General features: G+C 69.8%; 25 protein-coding genes. 5 read left to right on the top strand and 20 right to left on the bottom strand.

Translation table 11 applies throughout. The annotated features are described in order from the left end of the window. Positions 1-13: 13 nt before the first annotated feature. The 15 genes from ACQEU1_RS35120 to rimP all read right to left on the bottom strand — a co-directional run bounded on the left by ACQEU1_RS35120 (position 14) and on the right by rimP (position 16,703). Positions 14-2,254 carry a polyribonucleotide nucleotidyltransferase gene (locus ACQEU1_RS35120; protein WP_433210882.1) on the bottom strand — a complete coding sequence of 747 codons (2,241 nt, stop codon included), beginning with the start codon at positions 2,252-2,254 and terminating at the stop codon, positions 14-16. 230 nt (positions 2,255-2,484) lie between these two features. Continuing rightward, positions 2,485-2,754: a 30S ribosomal protein S15 gene (gene rpsO / locus ACQEU1_RS35115; RefSeq protein WP_045318466.1), complete on the bottom strand. Its 270-nt coding sequence runs from the start codon at positions 2,752-2,754 to the stop codon at positions 2,485-2,487. Positions 2,755-3,044: 290 nt separating this feature from the next. After that, positions 3,045-3,530, bottom strand: a complete 486-nt coding sequence (locus ACQEU1_RS35110; RefSeq protein WP_433211977.1) for a helix-turn-helix domain-containing protein — start codon at positions 3,528-3,530, stop codon at positions 3,045-3,047. An 84-nt stretch (positions 3,531-3,614) separates the two neighbouring features. Next, positions 3,615-4,547 carry a bifunctional riboflavin kinase/FAD synthetase gene (locus ACQEU1_RS35105; RefSeq protein ID WP_433210880.1) on the bottom strand — a complete coding sequence of 311 codons (933 nt, stop codon included), beginning with the start codon at positions 4,545-4,547 and terminating at the stop codon, positions 3,615-3,617. Between the two features lie 107 nt (positions 4,548-4,654). Then, on the bottom strand, positions 4,655-5,542 hold the full coding sequence (gene truB, locus ACQEU1_RS35100; protein WP_433210878.1) for a tRNA pseudouridine(55) synthase TruB: 888 nt from the start codon (positions 5,540-5,542) through the stop codon (positions 4,655-4,657). An 11-nt stretch (positions 5,543-5,553) separates the two neighbouring features. Beyond that, positions 5,554-6,879, bottom strand: coding sequence for an MFS transporter (locus ACQEU1_RS35095; RefSeq protein WP_433210876.1), 1,326 nt, complete (start codon positions 6,877-6,879; stop codon positions 5,554-5,556). A gap of 139 nt (positions 6,880-7,018) precedes the next feature. Next, a complete protein-coding gene (locus ACQEU1_RS35090; protein WP_433210874.1) occupies positions 7,019-8,320 on the bottom strand; it encodes an MATE family efflux transporter in 1,302 nt (433 codons plus the stop codon). 50 nt (positions 8,321-8,370) lie between these two features. Next, on the bottom strand, positions 8,371-9,504 hold the full coding sequence (locus ACQEU1_RS35085) for an ROK family protein (RefSeq protein ID WP_433210872.1): 1,134 nt from the start codon (positions 9,502-9,504) through the stop codon (positions 8,371-8,373). Then, positions 9,501-10,487, bottom strand: coding sequence for a DHH family phosphoesterase (locus ACQEU1_RS35080; RefSeq protein ID WP_433210870.1), 987 nt, complete (start codon positions 10,485-10,487; stop codon positions 9,501-9,503). The genes ACQEU1_RS35085 and ACQEU1_RS35080 overlap by 4 nt, the downstream gene beginning before the upstream one ends. Before the next feature lie 204 nt (positions 10,488-10,691). Beyond that, positions 10,692-11,141 (bottom strand): 30S ribosome-binding factor RbfA, encoded by a 450-nt coding sequence (rbfA, locus tag ACQEU1_RS35075; RefSeq protein WP_433210868.1) that lies wholly within the window; start codon positions 11,139-11,141, stop codon positions 10,692-10,694. A 13-nt stretch (positions 11,142-11,154) separates the two neighbouring features. Next, positions 11,155-11,451, bottom strand: a complete 297-nt coding sequence (locus ACQEU1_RS35070) for a DUF503 domain-containing protein (protein ID WP_433210866.1) — start codon at positions 11,449-11,451, stop codon at positions 11,155-11,157. Positions 11,452-11,523: 72 nt separating this feature from the next. Continuing rightward, the gene (gene infB / locus ACQEU1_RS35065; RefSeq protein WP_433210864.1) at positions 11,524-14,715 is read right to left on the bottom strand and encodes a translation initiation factor IF-2; all 3,192 of its coding nucleotides are present in this window, start codon (positions 14,713-14,715) and stop codon (positions 11,524-11,526) included. A gap of 87 nt (positions 14,716-14,802) precedes the next feature. Further along, positions 14,803-15,042: a YlxR family protein gene (locus ACQEU1_RS35060; protein WP_433211974.1), complete on the bottom strand. Its 240-nt coding sequence runs from the start codon at positions 15,040-15,042 to the stop codon at positions 14,803-14,805. A gap of 126 nt (positions 15,043-15,168) precedes the next feature. Then, positions 15,169-16,182 (bottom strand): transcription termination factor NusA, encoded by a 1,014-nt coding sequence (gene nusA / locus ACQEU1_RS35055; RefSeq protein WP_382440944.1) that lies wholly within the window; start codon positions 16,180-16,182, stop codon positions 15,169-15,171. Next, the gene (rimP, locus tag ACQEU1_RS35050) at positions 16,179-16,703 is read right to left on the bottom strand and encodes a ribosome maturation factor RimP (RefSeq protein ID WP_433210862.1); all 525 of its coding nucleotides are present in this window, start codon (positions 16,701-16,703) and stop codon (positions 16,179-16,181) included. Before rimP ends, nusA begins: the two co-directional genes overlap by 4 nt. A gap of 129 nt (positions 16,704-16,832) precedes the next feature. Between rimP and ACQEU1_RS35045 the strand changes: the two genes are divergently transcribed. Both ACQEU1_RS35045 and ACQEU1_RS35040 read left to right on the top strand, forming a co-directional pair. Continuing rightward, positions 16,833-17,276, top strand: coding sequence for a hypothetical protein (locus ACQEU1_RS35045; RefSeq protein ID WP_433210860.1), 444 nt, complete (start codon positions 16,833-16,835; stop codon positions 17,274-17,276). Continuing rightward, a complete protein-coding gene (locus ACQEU1_RS35040) occupies positions 17,273-17,701 on the top strand; it encodes a ferritin-like domain-containing protein (RefSeq protein ID WP_433210858.1) in 429 nt (142 codons plus the stop codon). Before ACQEU1_RS35045 ends, ACQEU1_RS35040 begins: the two co-directional genes overlap by 4 nt. Positions 17,702-17,777: 76 nt before the next feature. Here ACQEU1_RS35040 and ACQEU1_RS35035 read toward each other — a convergent pair whose 3' ends face one another. Genes ACQEU1_RS35035 through ACQEU1_RS35020 form a run of 4 tightly spaced genes read right to left on the bottom strand, consistent with a single transcriptional unit; the run spans position 17,778 to position 20,937 of the window. Further along, positions 17,778-18,512 carry a hypothetical protein gene (locus tag ACQEU1_RS35035; protein ID WP_433210856.1) on the bottom strand — a complete coding sequence of 245 codons (735 nt, stop codon included), beginning with the start codon at positions 18,510-18,512 and terminating at the stop codon, positions 17,778-17,780. Positions 18,513-18,567: 55 nt separating this feature from the next. After that, positions 18,568-19,521: an aminotransferase class V-fold PLP-dependent enzyme gene (locus ACQEU1_RS35030; protein ID WP_433210854.1), complete on the bottom strand. Its 954-nt coding sequence runs from the start codon at positions 19,519-19,521 to the stop codon at positions 18,568-18,570. Then, positions 19,514-19,978, bottom strand: coding sequence for a DUF4442 domain-containing protein (locus tag ACQEU1_RS35025; protein ID WP_433210852.1), 465 nt, complete (start codon positions 19,976-19,978; stop codon positions 19,514-19,516). The genes ACQEU1_RS35030 and ACQEU1_RS35025 overlap by 8 nt, the downstream gene beginning before the upstream one ends. Positions 19,979-19,989: 11 nt before the next feature. Further along, positions 19,990-20,937 (bottom strand): glycosyltransferase, encoded by a 948-nt coding sequence (locus ACQEU1_RS35020; protein WP_433210850.1) that lies wholly within the window; start codon positions 20,935-20,937, stop codon positions 19,990-19,992. 22 nt (positions 20,938-20,959) lie between these two features. Here ACQEU1_RS35020 and ACQEU1_RS35015 point away from each other — a divergent pair, with 22 nt between their 5' ends. Together ACQEU1_RS35015 and ACQEU1_RS35010 are read left to right on the top strand one after the other, a co-directional pair. Next, the gene (locus ACQEU1_RS35015) at positions 20,960-21,517 is read left to right on the top strand and encodes a sugar O-acetyltransferase (protein ID WP_433210848.1); all 558 of its coding nucleotides are present in this window, start codon (positions 20,960-20,962) and stop codon (positions 21,515-21,517) included. 4 nt (positions 21,518-21,521) lie between these two features. Continuing rightward, on the top strand, positions 21,522-21,929 hold the full coding sequence (locus tag ACQEU1_RS35010) for a YjbQ family protein (RefSeq protein ID WP_433210846.1): 408 nt from the start codon (positions 21,522-21,524) through the stop codon (positions 21,927-21,929). Here ACQEU1_RS35010 and ACQEU1_RS35005 read toward each other — a convergent pair. Continuing rightward, positions 21,825-22,787 carry an ABC transporter permease gene (locus ACQEU1_RS35005; RefSeq protein ID WP_433210844.1) on the bottom strand — a complete coding sequence of 321 codons (963 nt, stop codon included), beginning with the start codon at positions 22,785-22,787 and terminating at the stop codon, positions 21,825-21,827. The genes ACQEU1_RS35010 and ACQEU1_RS35005 overlap by 105 nt on opposite strands. A 116-nt stretch (positions 22,788-22,903) precedes the next feature. On the opposite strand from ACQEU1_RS35005, the gene ACQEU1_RS35000 reads away from it, so the two are divergent. Beyond that, positions 22,904-23,902, top strand: coding sequence for a hypothetical protein (locus tag ACQEU1_RS35000; protein WP_433210842.1), 999 nt, complete (start codon positions 22,904-22,906; stop codon positions 23,900-23,902).

Raw genomic sequence — 23,902 nt, 5'->3', positions numbered from 1 at the left:
TTGTCCGTCGCACTCACTGCGCGGGAGCCGCCTCGGCAGGCGCTTCCTCGGCAACGGGAGCGTCAGCCGGCTTCGCCGCGTCCTCTTCGGACACGACGACGAGGCTGATCTTGCCGCGCTGGTCGATGTCGGCGATCTCGACGCGGAGCTTGTCGCCGACCTTGACGACGTCCTCCACCTTCGCGATGCGCTTGCCGTTGCCCAGCTTCGAGATGTGGACGAGGCCGTCCTTGCCGGGCAGCAGCGAGACGAACGCGCCGAACGCGGCCGTCTTCACCACGGTGCCCAGGAAGCGCTCGCCGACCTTCGGCAGCTGCGGGTTCGCGATCGCGTTGATCATGCCGATCGCGGCCTCGGCCGAGGGGCCGTCCGCCGCACCGACGTAGATCGTGCCGTCGTCCTCGATGGAGATGTCGGCACCGGTCTGCTCGGTGATCGAGTTGATCATCTTGCCCTTCGGGCCGATGACCTCGCCGATCTTGTCGGTCGGGATCTTGACCGACGTCACGCGCGGAGCGAAGGCGCTCATCTCGTCCGGGTCGGAGATGGCCTCGGCCATGACCTCGAGGATCGTGTAGCGCGCGTCGCGGGCCTGGCCCAGCGCCTGCGCCAGCACCTCGGACGGGATGCCGTCGAGCTTCGTGTCGAGCTGCAGCGCCGTCACGAACTCCTTGGTGCCCGCGACCTTGAAGTCCATGTCGCCGAACGCGTCCTCGGCACCGAGGATGTCGGTCAGCGCCACGTAGCGGGTCTCACCGTCGACCTCGTCGGAGACGAGACCCATCGCGATGCCGGAGACCGGCGCCTTCAGCGGGACACCCGCGTTGAGCAGCGACAGGGTGGACGCGCAGACCGAGCCCATCGACGTGGAGCCGTTGGAGCTCAGCGCCTCGGACACCTGGCGGATCGCGTACGGGAACTCGTCCCGCTTCGGGAGCACCGGCATGAGAGCGCGCTCGGCCAGGGCGCCGTGGCCGATCTCGCGGCGCTTCGGCGAACCCACGCGGCCGGTCTCACCGGTCGAGTAGGGCGGGAAGTTGTAGTGGTGCAGGTAGCGCTTGTGCGTCTCGGGAGACAGCGAGTCGATCTGCTGCTCCATGCGCAGCATGTTCAGCGTGGTGACACCCAGGATCTGGGTCTCGCCGCGCTCGAACAGCGCCGAGCCGTGCGTCCTCGGGATGATGGCCACCTCGGCGCCGAGGTCGCGGATGTCCGTGAGGCCGCGGCCGTCGATGCGGACCTTGTCGCGCAGGATCCGCTGGCGCACGAGCTTCTTGGTCAGCGAGCGGAACGCCGCGCCGATCTCCTTCTCGCGGCCCTCGAACTGCTCGGCCAGCTTCTCCAGCGTGGCGGCCTTGACCTCGTCCAGCTTGGACTCGCGCTCGGCCTTGCCCGCGATGGTCAGCGCCTGCGCGAGCTCACCGGACGCGGACGCCTCGACGGCGTCGAACGCGTCGGCCTGGTAGGCCGGGTACGTCGGGTACTCGCCGGTCTCCTTCGCGGCGACCTGGGCGAGCTGCGCCTGGGCCTCGCAGAGGACCTTGATGAACGGCTTCGCGGCTTCGAGACCCGCGGCCACGACCTCCTCGGTGGGGGCGGTGGCGCCCTCGCCGATCAGGTCGATCACGTTCTCGGTGGCCTCGGCCTCGACCATCATGATCGCGACGTCACCCGAGTCGACCACGCGGCCCGCGACGACCATGTCGAACACGGCCTTCTCGAGCTGCTCGTGCGTCGGGAAGGCGACCCACTGGCCCTCGATCAGAGCGACGCGGACGCCACCGATCGGGCCGGAGAACGGCAGACCCGCGAGCTGCGTCGACGCGGACGCGGCGTTGATCGCCACGACGTCGTACAGGTCCTTCGGGTTCAGGCTCATCACGGTGATGACGACCTGGATCTCGTTGCGCAGACCGTCCACGAAGGACGGGCGCAGCGGACGGTCGATCAGGCGGCAGGTGAGGATGGCGTCCGTGCTCGGACGGCCCTCACGCCGGAAGAAGGAGCCGGGGATGCGGCCCGCGGCGTACATGCGCTCCTCGACGTCCACCGTGAGGGGGAAGAAGTCGAAGTGCTCCTTGGGGTGCTTCGACGCCGTCGTGGCGCTAAGAAGCATGGTCTCGTCGTCCAGGTACGCCACCACGCTGCCGGCGGCCTGACGCGCGAGGCGCCCGGTCTCGAAGCGGATGGAGCGCGAGCCGAACTTGCCGTTGTCGATAACGGCAGTCGCCTCGTGGACCTCGATGTCCGTCATTTACTTGTTGCTCCTCGTCTTTTGGACACCGCACACGCGTCTTGACGAGGCCGGTCTTCGATCGAAGTCTCCTGGGCCGTCTACCCAGGAGGCCACTACCGAGGACCGGCGAAAACTGCTTCGCGCGATGCGGGTCCTGTGTTTCGTTCCTCTTTGCAACCAGGGATCTGTATACACCCGGTTGTGCACCGAGGGGGAGTGACCGGCCGGTCACTCCCCCTCGGTGAAAATCACCTGCGCAGACCGAGGCGCTGGATCAGCGCGCGGTAGCGGTTGATGTCCACCTTGGTCAGGTAGTTCAGCAGACGGCGGCGACGGCCGACCATCAGCAGAAGACCACGGCGGGAGTGGTGGTCGTGCTTGTGCTGCTTCAGGTGCTCCGTGAGGTCGGCGATGCGCTTGCTCAGCAGGGCCACCTGGGCCTCGGTGGAGCCGGTGTCCGAGTCGTGCAGACCGTACTCGCCGAGGATGGACTTCTTCTGATCCGTGGACAGTGCCACTAGGTACTTCTCCTACTTGTTCAGGTCCGTGCGGCCCCACGCCCGCCGAATTGCTGGCCGGGGTAGCCGGTACTGGCCGCCACGGACCGCAGCCAGACCCAACTGCGAAGGCTATCAGGCACGACGCTCAGCGGCGCGCTGACGTGCGCAACCCCACCCGATCCACGGATGGCGGCCCACCGTCGGCGCTGCTCACGAGCACCATCAGGTGCACGGGAAGAATTGTGCTCAAGCCCCGGCACCCTTGCCAACTCATTTAACTCGCCGTGAACTCCCGGTGCCCGCGGGAGTCAGCGCGGCGGTCCCGCTGCCCGGATGGCGCGGCGGAAGAGCTCCGCGATCGCCGGGAAGTCCTCGGTGAGCAGATCGGCGGCCTGCTGGAGCTCCACCCGGTCGGCGACGCGGCGCAGCACCGGGTACGCGACGCTCTCGTCGCCGTTGACCGGCAGCGAGTCGCGCGACACCGTCGGCTTGGACTCGCGCACCTCGTCGAGCGCGCGTTGCAACGCGTCGGGCGCGCCCGTCGCCACGTCCGGCGTGAGGATCTTGCGCTCCAGCATGATCAGGCGGGCCAGCACGGCCGGGTTGCCGATCTTGGCGCGCCGGCCGCTCATCACCTGGCTGAGCATGGGTGCGCTGATCCCCAGCACGTCCGCGAGCTGCGCCTGGGACACGTTGAAGGCCACGACCAACCGGCGCACCCGGTCACCCAGAGGCTCCCCGTACCACTCCCGTTGCAGGGCGAGGTTGCGCTGAACGATCTTGTGGTCCTCCACCTTGGCCTCTCCAGTAGCCAGCACTCCGACCCGCATCCTGCCAGGCCGCGGACTCCCAGACGTCCGCTTCGCCCAATCTGACGGTCACGACTCGTGCAACAGTTCCCTCGTTCGGTCGACATCTCGGTGCATCTGCTCGAGCAGCGCCTCGACGGAGTCGTACTTCTCCATCTCGCGCAGCCGTTCGATGAAGTCGACGGACACCCGCTGCCCGTAGTAGTCCTCGTCCACGTCCAGCACGAACGCCTCGACGCGGCGTTCCTTGCCGGAGAACGTCGGGTTGGTGCCCACCGACACGGCGGCCTTGAGGGTCCTGCCCTTGGCGTCGGTGAACCAGCACGCGTAGATGCCGTCCGCCGGCACGGCCGCGAACTTCGGCGTGGACAGGTTCGCCGTCGGGAACCCGAGGTCCTTGCCCCGCCCGTCGCCCTTGACGACGATCCCCTCGAGCCGGTGCGGACGCCCCAGCGCCTCGGCCGCCGCCTTCACGTCACCCGCGTCGATGCACGCGCGGATGTACGTGGACGAGTACGTCACCTCTTCTGCGGACACCAGATCAGCCCCCTCGGTCACGAATCCGAACCGCTGCCCGAGCTGGCGCAGCAGGGCGACGTTACCCAACGCCTTGTGCCCGAAGGTGAAGTTCTCACCCACTACGACAGCCGCCGCGTGCAGCTTCTCGACCAGCACCTCGTGCACGAACTGGTCGGCGGGCATCCGGCTGGTCTCCAGGCTGAACGGCACCACCACGAAGTGGTCGACCCCGAGCGCCTCGACGAGCTCCGCCCGCCGCCGCAACGTGGTGAGCTGCGCGGGGTGACTGCCCGGCCGCACCACCTCGGACGGATGCGGGTCGAAGGTCATCAGCACGCTCGGCAGGCCGCGCTGCCCCGCGAGCCCGACGGCACGCCCGATCAGGGCCTGATGGCCTTTGTGGACACCGTCGAACACGCCGATGGTCACGACGCAGCGGCCCCAGCCGCCGGGAAGGTGATCTAGTCCGCGCCAGCGTTGCACGGTGATCAGCCTACGACCAGGGCGACGAGAACCGCCCGCGCACCTCGCCAGGCGGTCCGTCCGGGCAGAACCCGGGCACGAACCCGTGCGCGGGCTCCGGCGTGTCGTCAGCCGGCCGGGCTCAGCACCACCACGGGCTTGCAGGCGGTGCCCTCGTCCTTGGCCAGCGCGATCACGTGCCCGTCCGGCCCGAACACCCCGTACGTCCCGTCGATCCCGCCCGCCCGCAGCCGCTGCCCGTGCGACAACGCCGACGCCTCGGCCGGGTCGATCTCCCGGCGCGGGAAGGCGGTGGCCACGGCGGCGTCCAGGTCCAGCGACAGGCCCGGCGTCTCCTCCAGCTGCGCCAGGGTCTTCGCCACGCGCAGGTCGAACGGACCGACCCTGGTGCGCCGCAACGCGCCCAGGTGCCCGCCGACGCCCAGCGCGGCGCCGAGGTCACGGGCCAACGCGCGCACGTACGTGCCGGAGGAGCACTCGACCATCACGTCCAGCAGCACCTGCTTGTCCTCACGGCGGGAGAACAGCACGTCGAACCGATGGACGGTCACGGGCCGTGCGGGGATCTCGACCTCTTCGCCGGCGCGCACGCGGGCGTAGGCGCGCTTGCCGTCGATCTTCACGGCGGAGACGGACGACGGCACCTGCTGGATCGGGCCGGTCAGCTTCGCGATCTCGGCGGTGATCGCCTCGTCCGCCACCCCGGAAGCGTCCTCAGTGGACAGAACCTCGCCCTCGGCGTCGTCCGTGGTGGTGGACGCGCCGAGCACGATCGTCGCGAGGTAGGCCTTGCTGTCCAGGGCGAGGTGGCCGAGGAGCTTGGTGGCGCGCTCGATGCCGAGCACGAGCACACCGGTCGCCATCGGGTCGAGGGTGCCGGCGTGCCCGACCTTGCGGGTGCCGAGGATCCTGCGCACCCGCGCCACCACGTCGTGCGAGGTCATGCCGTCCGGCTTGTCGACGACGACCAGGCCCGGCGCAACAGAGGGTTTCACGGCGCAAAAGCTTAAGCGACGCGCAGAGCGTCCCAGCGACGACGCCGGATCTGCACCGGCACCATCTCGCCGCGCGCCTCCGCCTCGAACACCGCGGCACGGGCCCGGCGCCACCACACGAGCATCCGCCAGCCCCCGAACACGAGCACCAGCACGAGGAAGCTCAGCGCGACGCGGAACGCCGCGGCCGGCGCCAGCACGCCCTCCAGCAGGTCCAGCGCGACGCCGATGCCGAGCGCCGAGACCGTCACCGCGAGGAAGCCGCCGACGTTGACCAGGCCGCTCGCCGTGGACTGCCGGTGCGACGGGTTGTAGTCGCGGGCCAGCGCGAACGCCACGCCCGAGATCGGCCCGCCCACGGTCAGCACCAGGAACACCACCGCGATCACCGGCGTGGGCACGTGCCCGCCCGGCCACAGCAGCAGGACCGCCCAGCCGGCCAGCGCGAACCCGAGGAACCCGACCGAGATCGGCATGCGCCACTCCGGGTTGCGCGAGAACAGCCCGCCGATGATCGGGCTCGCCACGATCGCGCCGATCACGAGCAGGCCCAGCGTCGACGACGCCGCGTTCGGCGACATGCCCTGCGCCTGCACGAGGTACGGGTACCCCCACAGCAGGCCGATCACGGCGGGCGTCGACATCGTGCTGAAGTGCGCCCAGAAGCCGAGCCGGGTGCCGGGCACGCTCCACGCCTGCCGCACCTTCGGCCAGATCTTGCGCAACGGCACGGGTTCCGGCCGTGGCGCCGTGAAGCCCGTCGGCACGTCCCGCACCCGCAGGAACGCCACGGCGGAGTACGCGGCCGTGATACCGCCAGCGATGAGGAACGCCCAGGTCCACCCGATCGAGCCGAGCATGAGCGTCAGCGGCACCGTGGCGACGAGGTTGCCGACACCGCCGATCGCGGCCGTCACGGCGACGACGAGCGAGTACTGGCGCGGCGGGAAGTGCGTCGCGACGAGGCGGATCACGCTGATGAACGTCATCGCGTCACCCATGCCGAGCACGGCGCGCGCGGTGAGTCCCAGCGCGTAGGAGTCGGCGACGGCGAAGAGGAGCTGGCCGGTGCCCATGAGCAGCGCGGCGACGGTGAGGACGCGGCGCGGCCCGTAGCGGTCGACGAGCAGGCCGGTGGGGATCTGCATGAGGGCGTAGACACCGATCTGCAGCACGGTGAACACACCGAGCTGAGCGGGTCCGAGCCCGAAGCGTTCGCTCGCCTCCAGTCCGGCCACGCCGAGCGTGGTCCGGTGGAACAGGGCGGCGAAGTAGACGAAGACGGCGGTGGTCCAGATCAGCCACGACGTTCGGGTGGCGCGATCGACCGGCGGCAAGGCGGCACTCTCCCAGGTCAGAGGTGGGCAGACATTAGTTACATCGCCTAAACAACCTTCTTGGTAACGATTTCATGCCGTGAGGTCGGACACAGCGCCCGTTCGGGGCTCACCGCCGGTGTGCCTGCTCACACGCGAGCTAGCGGACCGCGCCCTCTACGGCCCACTCCCCCGACCGTGTGCGCCACACGACGGCTACGAGCCGCAGCACCATGAACGCGGAGAGTCCCGTCCAGATCCCGGCGAGCCCCCACCCGAACGCGTACGAGGCCCACACCAGCGGCAGGAACCCGATCACCGCCGAGCCGAGCGTCGCCGTGCGCATGAACTTCACGTCACCGGCGCCGAGCAGCACCCCGTCCAACGCGAACACCACGCCCGCGATCGGTTGCAGCGCAACGAAGAACCACCACGCGTTGGGGATCTCGGCGAGCACCCCGGCGTCCGTCGTGAACGCCCGCGGCAGCACGGTGATCAGCGCCGCGAACACGATCCCGAGCCCGATGCCGAACACCAGCCCGTACCGCGTGACCTGCCAGGCGAGCCTCTCGGCCTGCCGCCGCTTCGACGCCCCCAGAGCCGCACCCACCAACGACTGCGCCGCGATGGCCAACGAGTCGAGCACTAGTGCGAGGAACGTCCACAACTGCAACACGACCTGATGCGCGCCCAACGCCGCGACGGACGACCGTGCCGCCACGGACGCCGCACTGATGAAGCACGCCTGGAACGCAAGGCTGCGCAACACCAAGTCACGTCCCATGCCGAGCTGCGCGCGCATGGCCGTCCAATGCGGCTTCAACGACACCTTCTCAGCGAACAACGCCTTGAAGAACAACCCGGCGGAAAGCAGCTGCGCCACGACGTTCGCGATCGCCGAGCCCTCAAGTCCCCACCCAGCGCCGTAAACGAGCGCGGGACAGAGCACGGCGCTGATGCCGTTGCCTATCAAGATGTACTTCAAAGGTCGTTTGGTGTCCTGAACACCGCGCATCCACCCGTTGCCGGCCATCGTGACGAGGATGAACGGCGCACCGAACAACGCGATGCGCACCCACTCCACCGCCGCGTCCGCCACGGCGCCGTTGCCCGCGAGCAGCTCCGCCAGCGGCCGCGCGAAGATCTGCCCGAGCAGCACCACGAGCACACCGGCGGCCAACGCGAGCCACGTCGCCTGCACGCCCTCCTCGACGGCCTCCTGACGCCGTCCGGCACCGTGCAACCGGGCCGTGCGCGCCGTTGTGCCGTACGACAGGAACGTCAGCTGCGTGGACACCTGCGTGAGCAGCACACCGCCGAGCGCGAGCCCGGCGAGCGGCAACGCACCGAGGTGCCCCACGACCGCCGTGTCCACCAGCACGTACAACGGCTCGGCCGCCAGCACCCCCAGTGCGGGTACCGCCAGTCCGATCACCCGCCGAGCGGGAACGCGATCCTCCACCCGAAGAACCTAAGCTTTGCGAAGCTCTTCCGTCCGGTGACGGCGGCCACTCACGACCGTTGGGGCAACCCGAACACCTGCTCGCGCGCCACGGCGAGCGCCGAGTGCAACGCGCCCGAGCGCACCGGGTTCGCGGTGATCTGCGCGAGCGACACCGGCGTCCGCGGCACGACGAGCTTCAGCAGCTCCGCGGCCACCAGGTCGCACAACGTCTCGCCGCCCGCGTGCGCGACCTGCCCGGACAGCAGCACGAGCTCCGGGTCGAGCACGCACACGACGTTCGCGAGGCCCAGCGCTATCCGATGCGCCAGCACCGTCAGGAACTGCCTGCCCTCGGTGCCCGCGTTCAACGCGTGCGCGACGGCCTCCAGCCCGGAGGCCTCGTTGATGCCGTGCGCGGCGGCGAGTTCCACGATCGCCTCGCTGTCGACCTGGTCGCCGTACCGGCCACCGGGCACCTGCATCGAGTCGATCTCGCCCGCACCGCCCGTGACGCCGCGCAGCAGCGTGCCGTTGACCACGACCGCCGACCCGATCTCGTCGGCGGGCCAGAACAGCACGAAGTTGCGCACCCCGATCGCACGGCCGGAGCTCATCTCCTCCAGCGCGGCCAGGTTGATGTCGTTCTCGATCGACACCGACGTCCCGAGCAGCTCCCGCAACGTCGACGGCAGGTCGACGTCCACGAGCCCCGGCAGGTGCGGCGCGAACCCGAGGTGCCCGGTCGAGGGGTCCACCGCACCGGGCGTGCCGACGACGACGTGCGACAACGCGTCGAGGCTCAGCCCGGCCAGCGCCGCCGCCTTCTGCACCGTCTCCCGGAAGACCTGGAGCGTGTTCTCCTTGGGCATCGGCGAGCTGTGCTCGGCCAGCAACGACCCGGTGATGTCCGCGATGGCCACGTCGATCAGCTCGGGCGTCAACGCCACCGCCGCCACGTGCCCCACACCGCCGTTGACGGCCCACATCTGCGCCCGCGGCCCGCGCCCACCACCACGCAGCCCGGTGCGGACGACCATGCCGTCCTCTTCGAGCCGCGCCAGCAACTGGGCGGTCGCGGGCTTCGACAGCCCGATGACCTCCTCCAGCTCGGCCCGAGTCATCGCGCCGGTGCGCAACAACGTCTCGATGGCGGCCCGGTCGTTGATCTCCCGCAGCAGCCGCGGGCTTCCTGTCCGTGTCATGACCCCACCCGCTCCAACGCGCCCTTCAGCGCGGCAACGACCTGCTCCGCGGCCCCGTCGAAGGTGAACCCGGCCGCCAGCCGATGTCCACCACCTCCGAGCACCTGCGCCACCTCACGAACGTCGACCCGGCTCACGGCCCGCAGCGACACGGACCAGTACCCAGGCCGGAGCTCCTTCAACACGGCCGCGACCTCGGCCTCGGAGGCAGAGCGCACGACGTCGATCACGCTCTCCACCTCCTCGCTCCGCACCCCACGAGCGTCCTCAAGACCCACCACGGCGTGCGCCAGCCCCAACCCACCGGCAGCGGCCCGGTCGAGCTCGGCCTTGGCCAGCACCCGAGACAACATCCCGAGATACGCAAAGGGATGCGCGTCCATCAACGGCCGTGTGACGGCATAAGCGTCCACCCCGGTCTCAAGCAGACGCGCGGCCGTCTTGTGCGCCTCAGGCCCGGCCTTCCGAAAACCACCGGTGTCCGTGACGAGCCCCGCGTAAATGCACCGCGCGATCGGCTCGTCGACCTCGACACCCATCTCGTCCAGCAACTTGAGCGCGATCAGCGCCGTGGCCTCGGCGTGCTCATCAATGCAGTGCAACGTCCCGTACCGGGTGTTGGACACATGATGGTCCACAACGATCACCGGCCCACGACACCGCGCGACCCGGTCCTGCAACGGCCCGAGCCGCTGCAAACTGCCGGTGTCCATGACCACCAGCATCTCGGGCTCGAGCGGCACCTCGTCCCGGTGCACCAACAGCCCGTCGGTGTCCAACGCCTTCAGACTCTCCGGCACACCCTCGGGCTCACCGAAGGCGACCCGCACCACCACCCCGCGCCGCTGCAGCGCAAGACCCACCGCCAAAGCACTCCCGAGCGTGTCAGCGTCAGGGTTGATGTGACTAAGCAGGGTCACATCACGGGCGCCGGCCAGCAACCGCGCGGCCTCGGCAATGGTGGTGCTCAGGTCGTCTGCCACAGGGAGACGTTAGCCGCTAACGGTCCCGAAGTGCGGTACGGCACCCTCGGACAAGACAGTTTCCATCCGATTCCGGCGGCAACGAGGGCCGGCGGAGGCTGAGCGGGGCCCGCTCACAGACCCCACGAACGCGACCGACCCCCCCGACAAACCAAAGGGCGGACGCACACCGCGCCCGCCCCAGAAACAGTCCACAGAAGACCGTCAGTCCTCGTCCTCGTCCTCACGCGGCGCCTTGTAAGGATCGGCCTCCCCAGCAGGAGAAGCCCCGGCCGCGATCCGAGCCACCTCAGCGTCAGCAGCCTGAGCCTTGGCCAGCAGCTCGTCCATCTTCCGAGCCGCGTCCGGAACGGTGTCCGTCATGAACGTCAACGTCGGCGTGAACCGAACCCCGGTCTGCGCCCCCACCAGGGACCGCAGCACACCCTTGGCCTTCTCCAACGCCGCAGCCGCCCCGGCGAAGTCGGGCTCGGTGTCGAGCCGTTCACCCAGGACGGTGTAGTACACGGTCGCGTCGTGCAGGTCGCCGGTCACCTTGGTGTCGGTGATGGTGACGCGCGCCAGACGCGGGTCCTTGACCTCGTGCTCCAGAGCCGAAGCGACGATCTGCGAGATCCGCTTGGCGAGCTTGCGGGCACGTGCCGTGTCGGCCACGAGCCTCCCCTTCCTAGTCGTCCTCCGGCCCGACGAGACGCGTCCGGGCGGAGAGCAGTTCCAGTTCGGGCCGTCCGGCGACCAGCCTCTCACAGCTGGCGAGAACGTCCCTGACGTGCTCCAAGTCGGCGGCCACCGCGGCCACACCGATCAACGCGCGCCGGTGCAGGTCCTGATGACCGGCTTCGGCGGCGGCGACTTCGAAGCGGCGACGCAGTTCGGCCACGACGGGCCGCACCACGGAGCGCTTCTCCTTCAGCGAGTGGACGTCGCCCAAAAGCAAGTCCAGTTCCAGAGCCCCCACGTACATGGGCTTGATCCTCCAGAAGAAAGGGGTGCGAAGCCACCGGTTAAAGCGGCTCCGCACCCCCTCATCGACCGACTAGGCGCGCGGCTTCTCGCGCATCTCGTAGGTCTCGATGATGTCTTCCAGCTTGAGGTCGCTGTAGTTGCCGAGCGTGAGACCACACTCGAAACCTTCGCGGACCTCGGTGGCGTCGTCCTTGAACCGCTTGAGCGAGCTGATCGGGAGGTTCTCCGCGATCACCTTGCCGTCACGGAGGAGGCGCGCCCTGGCGTTGCGGCGGATCTCGCCCGACAGGACCATGCAACCCGCGATCGTGCCGACCTTGGAGGACTTGAAGACGTCGCGGATCTCGGCGCGGCCGAGCTGGACCTCTTCGTACTCCGGCTTGAGGAGACCCTTGAGGGCCGCCTCGATCTCGTCGATCGCCTGGTAGATGACCGTGTAGTAGCGGACGTCGATGCCCTCGCGGTTCGCGAGCTCGGTCGCCTTGCCCTCGGCCCGGACGTTGAAGCCCAGGACGATGGCGGAGGAGGCCACGGCGAGGTTGATGTCGCCTTCGGTGATGCCACCGACACCGCGGTGGACCACGCGCAGTTCGACGTCGTCGCCGACCTCGATCTTCATGAGCGCGTCCTCGAGGGCCTCGACGGTACCCGAGTTGTCACCCTTGATGATCAAGGTGAGCTGGCTGGTTTCCTTGAGCGCGGCGTCCAGGTCCTCGAGGCTGACGCGCTTGCGCTTGGCGGCGTTCTGCGCGTTGCGAGTGCGGGCCTGGCGACGTTCGGCGATCTGCCTGGCGACGCGGTCCTCGTCGACGACGAGGAACGAGTCACCAGCGCGCGGCACCGACGTCAGACCGATGACCTGCACCGGACGCGACGGGGTCGCGTCGTGCACGTCCTCGCCGTGCTCGTCCACCATGCGGCGGACGCGGCCGTAGGCGTCGCCCGCGACGATCGAGTCGCCGACGCGGAGCGTGCCTCGCTGGACCAGCACCGTGGCGACCGGACCGCGACCGCGGTCGAGGTGCGCCTCGATCGCGACACCCTGGGCCTCCATGGACGGGTTCGCCCGGAGGTCCAGCGACGCGTCGGCGGTCAACAGGATGGCCTCGAGGAGGCTGTCGATGTTGATGCCCTGCTTCGCGGAGATGTCGACGAACATCGTGTCGCCGCCGTACTCCTCGGCGACCAGGCCGTACTCCGTCAGCTGCTGACGGATCTTGGCCGGGTTGGCGCCTTCCTTGTCGATCTTGTTGACCGCGACCACGATCGGCGCCTGAGCGGCCTGCGCGTGGTTGATCGCCTCGACCGTCTGCGGCATCACGCCGTCGTCAGCGGCGACGACGATGACCGCGATGTCGGTCGCGTTCGCACCACGGGCACGCATGGCGGTGAACGCCTCGTGACCGGGGGTGTCGATGAAGGTGATGAGCCGCGGGTTGCCCTCGAGCTCGGTCTCCACCTGGTAGGCACCGATGTGCTGGGTGATGCCACCGGCCTCGCCCTCGTGCACCTTCGCCTTGCGGATGGTGTCGAGGAGTCGCGTCTTACCGTGGTCGACGTGACCCATGACGGTGACGACCGGCGGACGAACCTGCAGGTCGTCCTCGTCGCCGGCGTCCTCGCCGTAGGTGATGTCGAACGTCTCGAGCAGCTCGCGGTCCTCCTCCTCGGGGGACACGACCTGCACGACGTAGTTCATCTCGGAGCCGAGCAGCTCCAGGATCTCGTCGGACACCGACTGGGTCGCCGTGACCATCTCGCCCAGGTGGAAGAGCACCTGCACGAGCGACGCCGGGTTGGCGTTGATCTTGTCGGCGAAGTCGGTCAGCGAGGCACCGCGCGGCAGGCGGATCGTCTCGCCACTGCCCTTGGGCAGGCGGACGCCACCGACCGAAGGCGCCTGCATGTTGTCCATGTACTCCTGGCGCTTCTGCCGCTTGGACTTGCGTCCACGACGCGCCGGACCACCCGGACGACCGAAGGCACCCGCGGTACCGCCGCGACCAGCACCGCCGCCACCGCCACCGGGACGACCGCGGAAACCGCCGCCACCACCGGCCGGGGCGCCGCCACCGGCACCGCCACCACCGCCGGGACGGAAGCCGCCGCCTCCGCCACCGCCGCCACCGGGACGGAAGCCACCGCCACCGCCACCGCCGCCACCGCCGCGGAAGCCACCGCCTCCGCCGCCGCCACCGCCGCCGCGGAAGCCGCCACCGCCGCCGCCCCCACCGGGACGACCGCCGCCACCGCCACCACCGGGACGGCCACCGCCGCCACCGCCGGGACCAGGACGGTTACCGGCCGGACGGCCCGGCATCATGCCGGGGTTCGGCCGCGGGGGCATGTTGCCCGGGTTGGGACGGGGACCGCCCTGACCGGGAGCCGGGCGAGGACCGCCCTGGCCGGGGCCGGGACGACCGCCACCCTGAGCGGCGGCCGGACGCGGACCACCCTGACCGGGCGCACCACCGGGACGGGGGTTCGCCGGACGCGGGTCGCCGGGCTTCGGGCCACCGGCGGGGCGGTCGCCGCCCTGCTCGGGACGCGGGCCAGGACGGGGTCCGGGACGCGGCGAGGGAGCGTTGCCGCCACCGACGCCGAAGGGGTTGTTGCCCGGACGCGGGGCGCGCGGGCCGGCAGGCTTGGGAGACTGCGGGCGCGGCGGGACCACGGACGGGGACTGCTGACCACCGGCGGCCGCGGCGGGAGCCTGCGGCTGCTGGGGCTGGGACTGCGGCTGCTGCTGCGGAGCCGGGCGCGGGCCCGGACGCGGACCGCCACCCGGCTTCACGCCGGGAGCCGGGGCAGCCTTCGGGGCCGCCGGAGCCTGCGCGGCCGGAGCCGCGGGAGCGGCCGGGGCCTGCTGCTGGGGTGCGGGCGCCGCCGGAGCCGGGGCCTGCGCGGCAGGAGCTGCCGGAGCGGGCTTCGGTGCGGGCGGGCGCGGACCCGGAGCCGCCGGACGCGGGCCGGGCATGGCCTTGGGTCCTGCGGGCTTGTTGTCGGTAGCCGCCGGCGTGGCGCCCGCGGGAGCGGACGGTGCGGCGGGAGCGGGAGCCTTCGGCTTCGGAGCGGACGGCTTGGGAGCCGGCTTCGAGGACTTGGCTTCGTAGGCGTCACGAAGCCGCCGGGCCACGGGGGCCTCGACGGTGGACGACGCGGTCTTGACGTACTCACCCTGTTCGGCGAGCTTGTTCAGAATTTCCTTGCTCGATACACCGAGCTCTTTCGCGAGCTCGTGCACGCGGGCCTTGCCTGCCACTGCTCTCCTTGGTCGTGAGGCCGGCGGGCAAGTCCCATCGACCTCGTCTTAACGTCGCGCGTTCATGTCTTCAGCTTCACGGCTGACTCATGACGGGTCGACCTGCTTCCTCGTTGCTTCTCGGCCCTGGGGCTGTCCCACGACCAATTTCCCTTGCTGCTCCACGTGCTCGCGCAGCGAAGCGACGTCGAGTGCTCCCTGGACCCGGAGGGCCCGTGAGAACGCCCGTCGCCGCTCGGCGTTGCGGAGACATTCGAGATCGAAATGCAACCAAGCACCCCGACCAGGAAGTCGCCGACGGACGTCCGGAACCACCGAACCGTCCACCGCGACCACACGCAGCAGCTCAGACGGCAGCGTCCGGGTGCGGCATCCGATGCACGTACGAACAGGGCCGATGTGCTGGGAAACCGAGCCTGACGCTGAACCGTTGATAATTCTATCCCCTGGAGCTCATTCAGCCGAACCGGATGTGACCGCACCGGCGGCCGGAGCCTCCGCATCGCTGCGGATGTCGATGCGCCAGCCCGTCAGACGGGCGGCCAGGCGGGCGTTCTGGCCCTCCTTGCCGATCGCCAGCGAGAGCTGGAAGTCGGGCACCACGACGCGAGCGGTCTTGGCGCGCTCGTCGAGCACCCGCACCGACACAACCTTCGCTGGTGACAAAGCATTCCCGACGAAAGTGGCCGGGTCGTCCGAGTGGTCGATGATGTCGATCTTCTCGCCACCGAGCTCGTGCATGACGTTGCGCACACGGGCTCCCATGGGGCCGATGCAGGCGCCCTTGGCGTTCACTCCGGCAACCGTTGATTTCACCGCGATCTTGGAACGGTGACCTGCCTCACGTGCCACCGCGGGGATCTCCACGGTGCCGTCCGCGATCTCCGGGACCTCGAGGGCGAACAGCCGCCGCACGAGGTTCGGGTGCGTCCGGGACAGGGCGATCTGCGGGCCGCGCGCGCCCCGCGAGACGCTCACGACGTAGCACTTGATGCGCTCGCCGTGGTTGTACTGCTCGCCCGGCACCTGCTCGGCCGGCGGCAGCACGCCCTCGGTGTCGCCCACCTGGACGACGACCATGCCGCGGGCGTTCGCGCGGGCGTCGCGCTGGACGACTCCCGCGATGATCTCGCCCTCCTTGGCGGCGAACTCGCCGAAGGTGCGCTCGTGCTCGGCGTCGCGCAGGCGCTGCAGGATGACCTGGCGCGCCGTCGTGGCCGCGATCCTGCCGAAGCCCTCCGGAGTGTCGTCCCACTCCTCCTGGACCGCACCGTCCGGACCCAGGTCCTGCGCGAGCACGCGCACGACGCCGGTCTTGCGGTCGATCTCCACGCGCGAGTGCGTGGCGTGCCCTTCGGTGTGCTTGTAGGCGGTCAGCAGTGCTGACTCGATCGCCTCCAGGACCGTCTCGAAGGGGATGTCCTTTTCACGTTCGATCGCCCTCAGGGCGGCGATGTCGACGTTCACCTCGGCTCCTCCTTCGGTGCTTTCCGAGTGAGCCGAGCCAGTTCCTCGACCGGCGGCTGCTTGAACTCGATCTCCATGACCGCGCGTTCGATGTGGCGGTACTCCACGCGTCGCAGCTCGTCCTTGTGCAGCAGCTCGACCCCGGTCTCGTCGCACTCGCCGACCCGGCCGAACCACTCGGCCTGCTCCGGCTGCTTGACCTTCACGAGACGCAGGTGAGCGCGCTTCCAGTGGCGCGGGCGCGTCAGGGGGCGGTCGACACCCGGCGAGGTGACCTCGAGGGTGTACGGCCCGTTGATGATGTGGTCGTGCTCGTCGAGCGCGGCGGAGACCACGCGGCTCGCCTCGGCGACCTCGTCGAGCCCGATGCCGTCCTCACCGTCCACGACGACCTTGACCAGACGGCGGCGCCCAGCCTGATTCACGTCGAGCGCGTCGAGGTCGAAGCCCGCGGCTTCGAGCGCTTCCCGCACAACGGGTGCTAGCTGCGCGGAAAGCTCTCCGCGCGGCGGGCTGGACACGTGGTGTCTCCTTCAGTTCGAACGCATGAAAACCCCGGCCGACGCTGAATCCGGCGGCCGTGGACGACCAGACTATCTCCTTCGCCCGGCTCCCACCGACCCGCACGGCTGCTGGCAATATGGGTTCGCGTGATCTCCGAATCGGTCAGCCGCCGCCGTGTGCTGCTCGCGGTGGCCGCCGCACCGCTCGCCGTTGCGTGCACCACAGAACCTCCGCCACCGCCTCCGCCGGACCCGCTCTCGGCCCTCGCGGCGCAGGCCCGTGCGGACGCGAAGCTGGCGCAGACGCTGACGACGGTGCCCGCCGCGGCCGAGATCGCGAAGGCCCGCGAGACCCACGCCTCCCTGCTGCAGGCCGAGGTGGACCGCGAACGCCCGCCGCTGTCCTCCACCGCCCCGCCCGCCCCCACGACGCCTCCCACGCCCCCCGACCCGCTGGCGGCCCTGCGGACGGCGCTGGACGAGGCCGTGCGCGAGGCCTCCGCGGTCGTCGCGTCGCTGCCGGCGTACCGGGCGGGCATGGTCGGTTCGGTGGCGGCGGGCTGCGCCTCGTTGCGGGAGGTGCTCGGATGAGCGTCGACTCCGTCCAGACCGCGCTCGGCACCGAGCACGCGGCGTTGTGGACCTACGGCATGGTGTCGGCGTTCCTGGACGCTCAGGCGGCGGCCGTCGCCGAGGGCGCGAACCTGCACCGGGCCCGCAGGGACACCACCGAACGCTGGCTGCGCGACCGCGGCGCCGTCCCGAACCCGCCCGCCGCCGCGTACCTGCCGCCCGCGCCCGTGTCGGACGGCCCGTCGGCGCTCGCGGCGCTGGTCGCGGCCGAGCAGGACACGTGCGCCGCGTGGCGCGGGGTGCTGGAGCGGACCGACGAGCCGGGGCTGCGGACGTCGGCACTGGAGGCGCTGACGACGGCGGCCGTGCGGGCCACCCGGTGGCGCAAGGCGGCGGGCACGGCCCCGGCGTCCATCACGCTGCCCGGCGTCGCCTCGGGCTGAGAAAGTGGAGGCCCGCTGTCGAGGCGGGCCTGCCCTGTCCGCCCGGCGGCCCGCCTGAACAGCGGGCCCCGGACCGCTAGCCGGCGAACGACGTCGCGAGCCTTATAGCGTCGTTGGAGACCTTCTTCATCTCCCTGTTGTGCGCGATCGCGTCGGTGCCCTTGGAGGGCGAGTCCGACTCGACGATCACGACCGTCTGCTCGCGCTGCTCGGAGGCGTACCCGCCGTTGCCCAGCGTGGTGAGCGACGGCACGGCGATGGCCTTGTCCAGCACCAGGTCCTTGACGTTGCCGGTGCCGTCCTTCTGGGTCAGCTCGCGCAGCGCCCTGGCCTCCTCGGTGCTCTTCATCTTGACCACGGACACCGACGAGTAGACGGTGCGGCCGTCCGGCAGCGTGACCGTGTAGAAGGCCCTCGTCAGCTGGAGGCACGGCGTGGTCTTGAAGAACGCCTGCGTCTGGCCCGTCGCGTGGGCGGCGCAGTCGCTGTCCTTCACCGGTTCCGGCAGCTCCGGCACGGTGGTGAACTCGAACTCCCCCGCGGTCTTCTGCGGTTGCCCGACCTGCTGGTCGATGGGGTCCGACGGCTGCAACACCCACCACACGAACCCGGACACCACTGCGACACCGAGCAGCGCCAGCCCCTTGCCCACCCAGGTCGACCTGCGCCGGGCGGGCGGCGGCTGCGGGGGCACGTGCTGCCCCTGCTGGCGGTTGTCCATGATCGACTGGAGCTTCACGAGCTCGTCGGCCGGGTACAACGGCGCGGTGTCGGTGGGCCTCGGTGGGAAGCGAGGCAGGTTCTGGGTCACCTCTTCAGGTGACTGGCGTGGTTCCGACACAAGGACCCACGGTAACGGACGGCGGTCATGCAAGCGCTTCGAGCACCCGATCAACGTCCTCGATCGTGTTGTACAGGTGGCACGCATACCGTGTGCGACCTGCGCGAACCGACGAAACCACTCCTTGGACGGGTGGTCCGGCGACTGAGACGATCGCCGAGCCGTTCGGCGGCAGGCCCAGACCGGTGAGAAGCCGATCCGTCAGGCCGACGCAGTGCGCGCGGACGGCTTCGAGGTCCACAGTGGCCAGCCATGGGAGCGCGACCGCGGCGCCCACGTGGGAGAACCAGGTCGGCGAGAGGTCGAACCGGCGTGCGTCCGAACGGAGCACCAGCTCGGTCCCGTAGTTCTCGCCGGTGCTGTACCAGTTGGCCGCCAACGGCTTCAGCGAGTCCGCGCGGTCCGGCCGGACCGCCATCCAGGCCGCGCCGCGCGGTGCCATCAGCCACTTGTAGGCGACGCCGACGACGAAATCGGCCCACGCCAACGACAACGGCATCCACCGGGCGGCCTGCGACACGTCGAGCAGCACCGGCTTTCCGGACGCCCGCAGCGTTTCGAGGTCGGCGATCGCGCCGTCCGCGCTCTGCACCACGCTCACCGCGACGAGATCGCACTCGTCCACAGTGGACACGACGGCGTGTCCCGCCGCGACGAACGGCAGGGAGACGCTGGTGAACTCGCCGGCGCCGACGAAGACCTTCGCCCCGGCGGGCAGCGACTGGGCCACGAGCGAGACGAACTGGGACACCGTGGCTCCACAGGCGACCGACGTCTCGGGCACCCCGACCAGCCGCCCGAACGCCGCACGCGAGGTCTCCACGGCCTCGTTGAACGTGGACGACGTGTCCTCGCCGCGCCGCCACCGTTCGTGCGACGCCGCGACCGCGTCCGCGACGTGCCGCGGCGGCACCCCGATGGACGCCGTGTTCAGGTAACCGTCCTGAACGTCGAAAACCGCTCCGAAGGCCTCACGCATGCGCGAGCTGCTTGTCGCGCTTGCGCCGCGCGTAGACCTGCTTCTTCACCCGTGCGATCACGGCCCCATCCTGCCCGACGACGTCCGTCTCGAACCAGATCAACGCCTTCTCGCCACCGCTGGTCTGCTCCAGCACCTGCGCGACGTGCTCGTCGGTCAGCCGGAACTCGGCGTAGACCGTGCCGCGGCCGGGAGCGACGAACTCGATCTCACCGGCCTGGTCCCACACGACGTGCTCGCCGCTCAGCTGGTTGAACAGCAGCAACACCCAGAACGGGTCGGTCATCGCGAACAGCGAGCCGCCGAAGTGGGTGCCGAAGAAGTTGCGGTTCCACGGACGCAGACGCATCCGCACGCGCGCATACCGGTAGTCCGCCGAGATCTCCTCGACGCGGATACCGGCGAACAGGAACGGCGGCCACAGGTTCATCCCGAAGCGCAGGCGGCTTGCCTTCATAAAAAACAGTGTTACACAACCTCCGCCAGCCTGTCCGCAACTTCCTCCGGCGACGGCATGTGACGTATCTCCCGGGCCACCTGACCTGCGGCTTCTCCGAACGCGCCGTCGCCCAGCACCAGCCGTGCGCTCTCCGCGATCGCGTCGGCACTCACCGCTTCAGGCCACACCGCCGCACCCGACGCCACGAGCGCATGGGCGTTGCCGGTCTGGTCCGCCCCCTGCGGCAACACGACCTGAGGGACCCCCTCGGCCAGTGCCGCGAGCATCGTGCCGCTACCGCCGTGATGCACGACGAGGTCCGCCTGCCTGATGACCTCGACCTGCGGCAACCACTGGTGCACGGTCACGTTCGGCGGCACGTGCGTGAGGCACGCTTTGGGTGCAGCGACGACGACCTGCGCGTCAAGCCGGGCAAGCCCTGCGATGGCGGGCAGCAACGCGTCCCGTGTGCCGAACACGCTCCCAAGCGTGAGGTAGATCAGCTTCTCGTGCGTGCGCCGCGGCATCTCACCGGGCATCTGGTGCGCAACGGGCCGCAGCAGCAGGCGGTCCTGCACGAAGTCCTTGTCCTGCAACGAGGGCGGGCAGATGTCGAGGTGCCGCCCCGCGGCCGGCCGCGCGAGCCCGATGCCGTCCGCGAACATCCGCCCGAACCCGTGCCACAGCACGGGAAACGCCCTCCGCCGTGCCTCGGCGAACACCTCCGGCACCGCCCAGCCGCTGATCACGAGGTCGGGCAGCACCCGTTCGAGCTCCGGCGCGATGTCCTCGGCGTAGATCTCCCCGAACACCATCCCAGGACGGAAAGGCTTCAACCCCAGCCGATCCAACTCGTTGTGCATGTCGTCGCCCACGGCGAAATGCACCTCGTGGCCGGCATCGCGCAGTGCGAGCGCTAACGGGATCATCGGGAACGTGTGGCCGACCGTGGCCATGCTGGCGAAGAGCACGCGCATGCCGCGACGATACTGAAGCGCTATGGGAACCAACCGCGAGAAGATGATCAACGGCGAGCGCTACCTCCCGGCTGATCCCGAGCTCGACGCGGACCGGCGCCGCGGCTGGCGCGAGATGGCGCGGTTCAACGCGCACGACCCCGAGGACCTCGACGGCATGTACGCGATCCTCAAGGGGTTCGTGGCGGAGATCGGCGAGAACACGACGTTCATGCAGCGCCTGCAGATCGAGTACGGCTACAACACCCGTGTCGGCGCGAACAGCTTCATGAACTACGGCGGCGTCATCCTCGACTGCGGTCCGGTGACCATCGGCGATCACGTGATGATGGGCCCCAACGTGCAGTTGCTGACCGCGTTGCACCCCATCGAGGATCACGACGCACGGATCGAGGGGTGGGAAACGACCGCACCGATCGTCATCGGCGACAAGGTGTGGTTCGGCGGCGGCGTCATCGTGTGTCCCGGTGTGACGATCGGCAACAACACGGTCGTGGGCGCGGGCAGTGTCGTGACGCGCGATCTGCCTGCTCACGTGCTCGCGGTCGGCAACCCCGCACGGGTCGTTCGTAAGATCTGAGGTCATGCGCAGCGAGGAGATCCAGATCCGCACCGGTTCCGACGAGGTGGTCCACGACCTCACGCGGGACTGCCAGCGGTTCCTCGACGGCGAGGACGGCGACGGCCTGCTGCACGTGTGGGTGCCCCACGCGACCGCGGGCGTCGCCATCATCGAGACGGGCGCGGGCAGCGACGACGACCTGCTGACCGCATTGGAACGGATCCTGCCGCGCGACGTGAAGTGGCGGCACAGGCACGGCACTCCTGGCCACGGTCGTGACCACGTGATGCCCGCGCTCGTGCCGCCTTACGCGACGATCCCCGTGCTAGGCGGTGTGCTGACGCTCGGCACGTGGCAGTCCATCTGCCTGGTCGACACCAACGTCGACAACCCCGTCCGCACGGTCCGTCTGAGCTTTCTCGCCGGCTAGCAACAACACGAGCCCGACGAGCGCGATACCGCCGAACACCCACCACTCGGTGCTGATGGACCCGTCGTACATGAGGCTGCGCAGGCCTTCCGTCGAGAAGCGGAACGGCGTCCACGACCACAGCACCGCGCGGTAGGCCGGGTTGAGCAGCTCGGGCACCTGGCCCGCGACGGCCGGCGCCATCAGGTAGAGCACGCCGAGGATCCCCATCGCGCGGATGCCGAGGTGCCGGAAGAGCCCGGCCTGCAGCAGCGCGAACGACACGGCGACGGCGAGCATGAAGGCGAGCGCGGTCGCGTCGAACGTGACACCCCACCACGCCAGCAGTCCGACGGTCGAGCCGGTGACGAGCACGGCCGTCGTGAGTGCCGACAGCCACCGCAGGCGCCGGCCCTTCAGCACCACGAAGAGCAGCCCGGCGACCATGCCGCCGACCCACAGCAGCGCGGACGCGGCGAGCGGCGCGGTCCGTTCGGCTGCGGACACGGCCGGCGCCTCGACCGACACCTGCAGCCCCGCACCCTGCGCGACGCCGGTCAGCACCTGCTGCGCGACCTGCGTGCCGGACGGGTTGACGGCGGGGTTGAGCCGGATCGTCGCCTGACCGGGAACGATCTCCAGCACGCCGTAGACCTCCTTGTCCTGCAGGAGCTTCCTGGCCTCGTCCGCGTCGACGACCTTGAGCTGGACCTCCGCGGAGTCGGCCTGCGCGACCTTCTGCGCGATCGGCGGAGGCGCCACCACGGCGAGCGGGACGTCGTGCGGGTGCACGGTGGCCTGCACGCCGAACGTCAGCAGTCCCAGGAGAAACGCCACCACCGCGCCTGCGACGGCGGTGACCAGCGCGGTGCGCATCATCGGCCTCCAAAGTTCATCACTCGTTGAATTAGGTCAGGACGGTACGCCCGCGACGCGCCCGAAGTCAACGAGTGATGAATTAAGCCCCTGTCAGACCCACCAGGTACCGTTCCCCCGTGACTTACCCAGGTGGCGGCGGACAGGGCGGCTGGAACGACCAGCAGGGCTGGGGCCGGCAGCAACAGGGTGACCACCAGAGCGGTGGCTACCAGACCGGCGGCCAGCAGCAGGGCGACTACGGCAGCGGCGGCTACCAGACCGGCGGCTACCCGCAGACCGGCGGTTTCCCCCAGCAGGGCGGCTTCCCGCAGCAGGGTTACGGCGGCGGGTACAGCGGCCTCGGCGTGTACGGCGGCTTCGGCGACGAGCCCCCGAACAAGGGCAAGAAGACGCTGTGGCTCGTGGTCGGCGTCGTGGTCCTGGTGGTGCTCCTCGGCGGCGGCATCACCTGGTTCGCACTGTCCCGAGGCGACGGCGGCAGCACGGCGCAGCCCTCGACGTCCGCGCCGGCCGGCACCACCTCGCAGGCGCCCGACAGCGCCTGCGCCAAGGCCGACGGCCAGCAGTGCGTGGAGACCGCGCTCGGCTACAACTACGTCGTCCCGAAGAACTGGGACGTCATCGCGGACGCCAAGATCCCGGTGGAGGGCTTCGAGGGCATCTCGCTGTCCGGCGTCACCACCTACGGCGACTACACCTGCGAGGGCAAGCAGTACACCAAAGGCACCAACGGCGGCACGCTGCTCCCCAAGAGCGACATCAACAAGACCGCCACCGACTTCACCAAGGCCGTCGCCACCCAGTTCTACTCGTCGGGCGTCGACCCGAAGGTGACGACCACCGAGCCCAAGCCGGTGAAGATCCAGCACACCCAGAAGGACGGCGCGAAGGTCGTCGTCGAGGGCGTGCAGGTCGACGCCACCATCACGCAGACCGGCAACAAGTGCCTGGCGAGCAAGGGCATGGTCAAGGTCGTCGTCCTCAACGGCAGCAACAAGCTGCACGTGCTCGTCGTGAACGGCGACCTGGAGGGCGGCGGTGGCGGCGCCAACCCGCCGCTGCCCAAGGAGTCAGAGCTGCAGAAGATGGCCGACTCGCTGACGCCGACCTCCTGA

Source organism: Lentzea sp. CA-135723, from assembly GCF_050936595.1.
GTDB lineage: Bacteria > Actinomycetota > Actinomycetes > Mycobacteriales > Pseudonocardiaceae > Lentzea.
The sequence above is the reverse complement of the archived record's forward strand: the minus strand, read 5'-3'. Positions and strand labels throughout refer to the sequence as shown.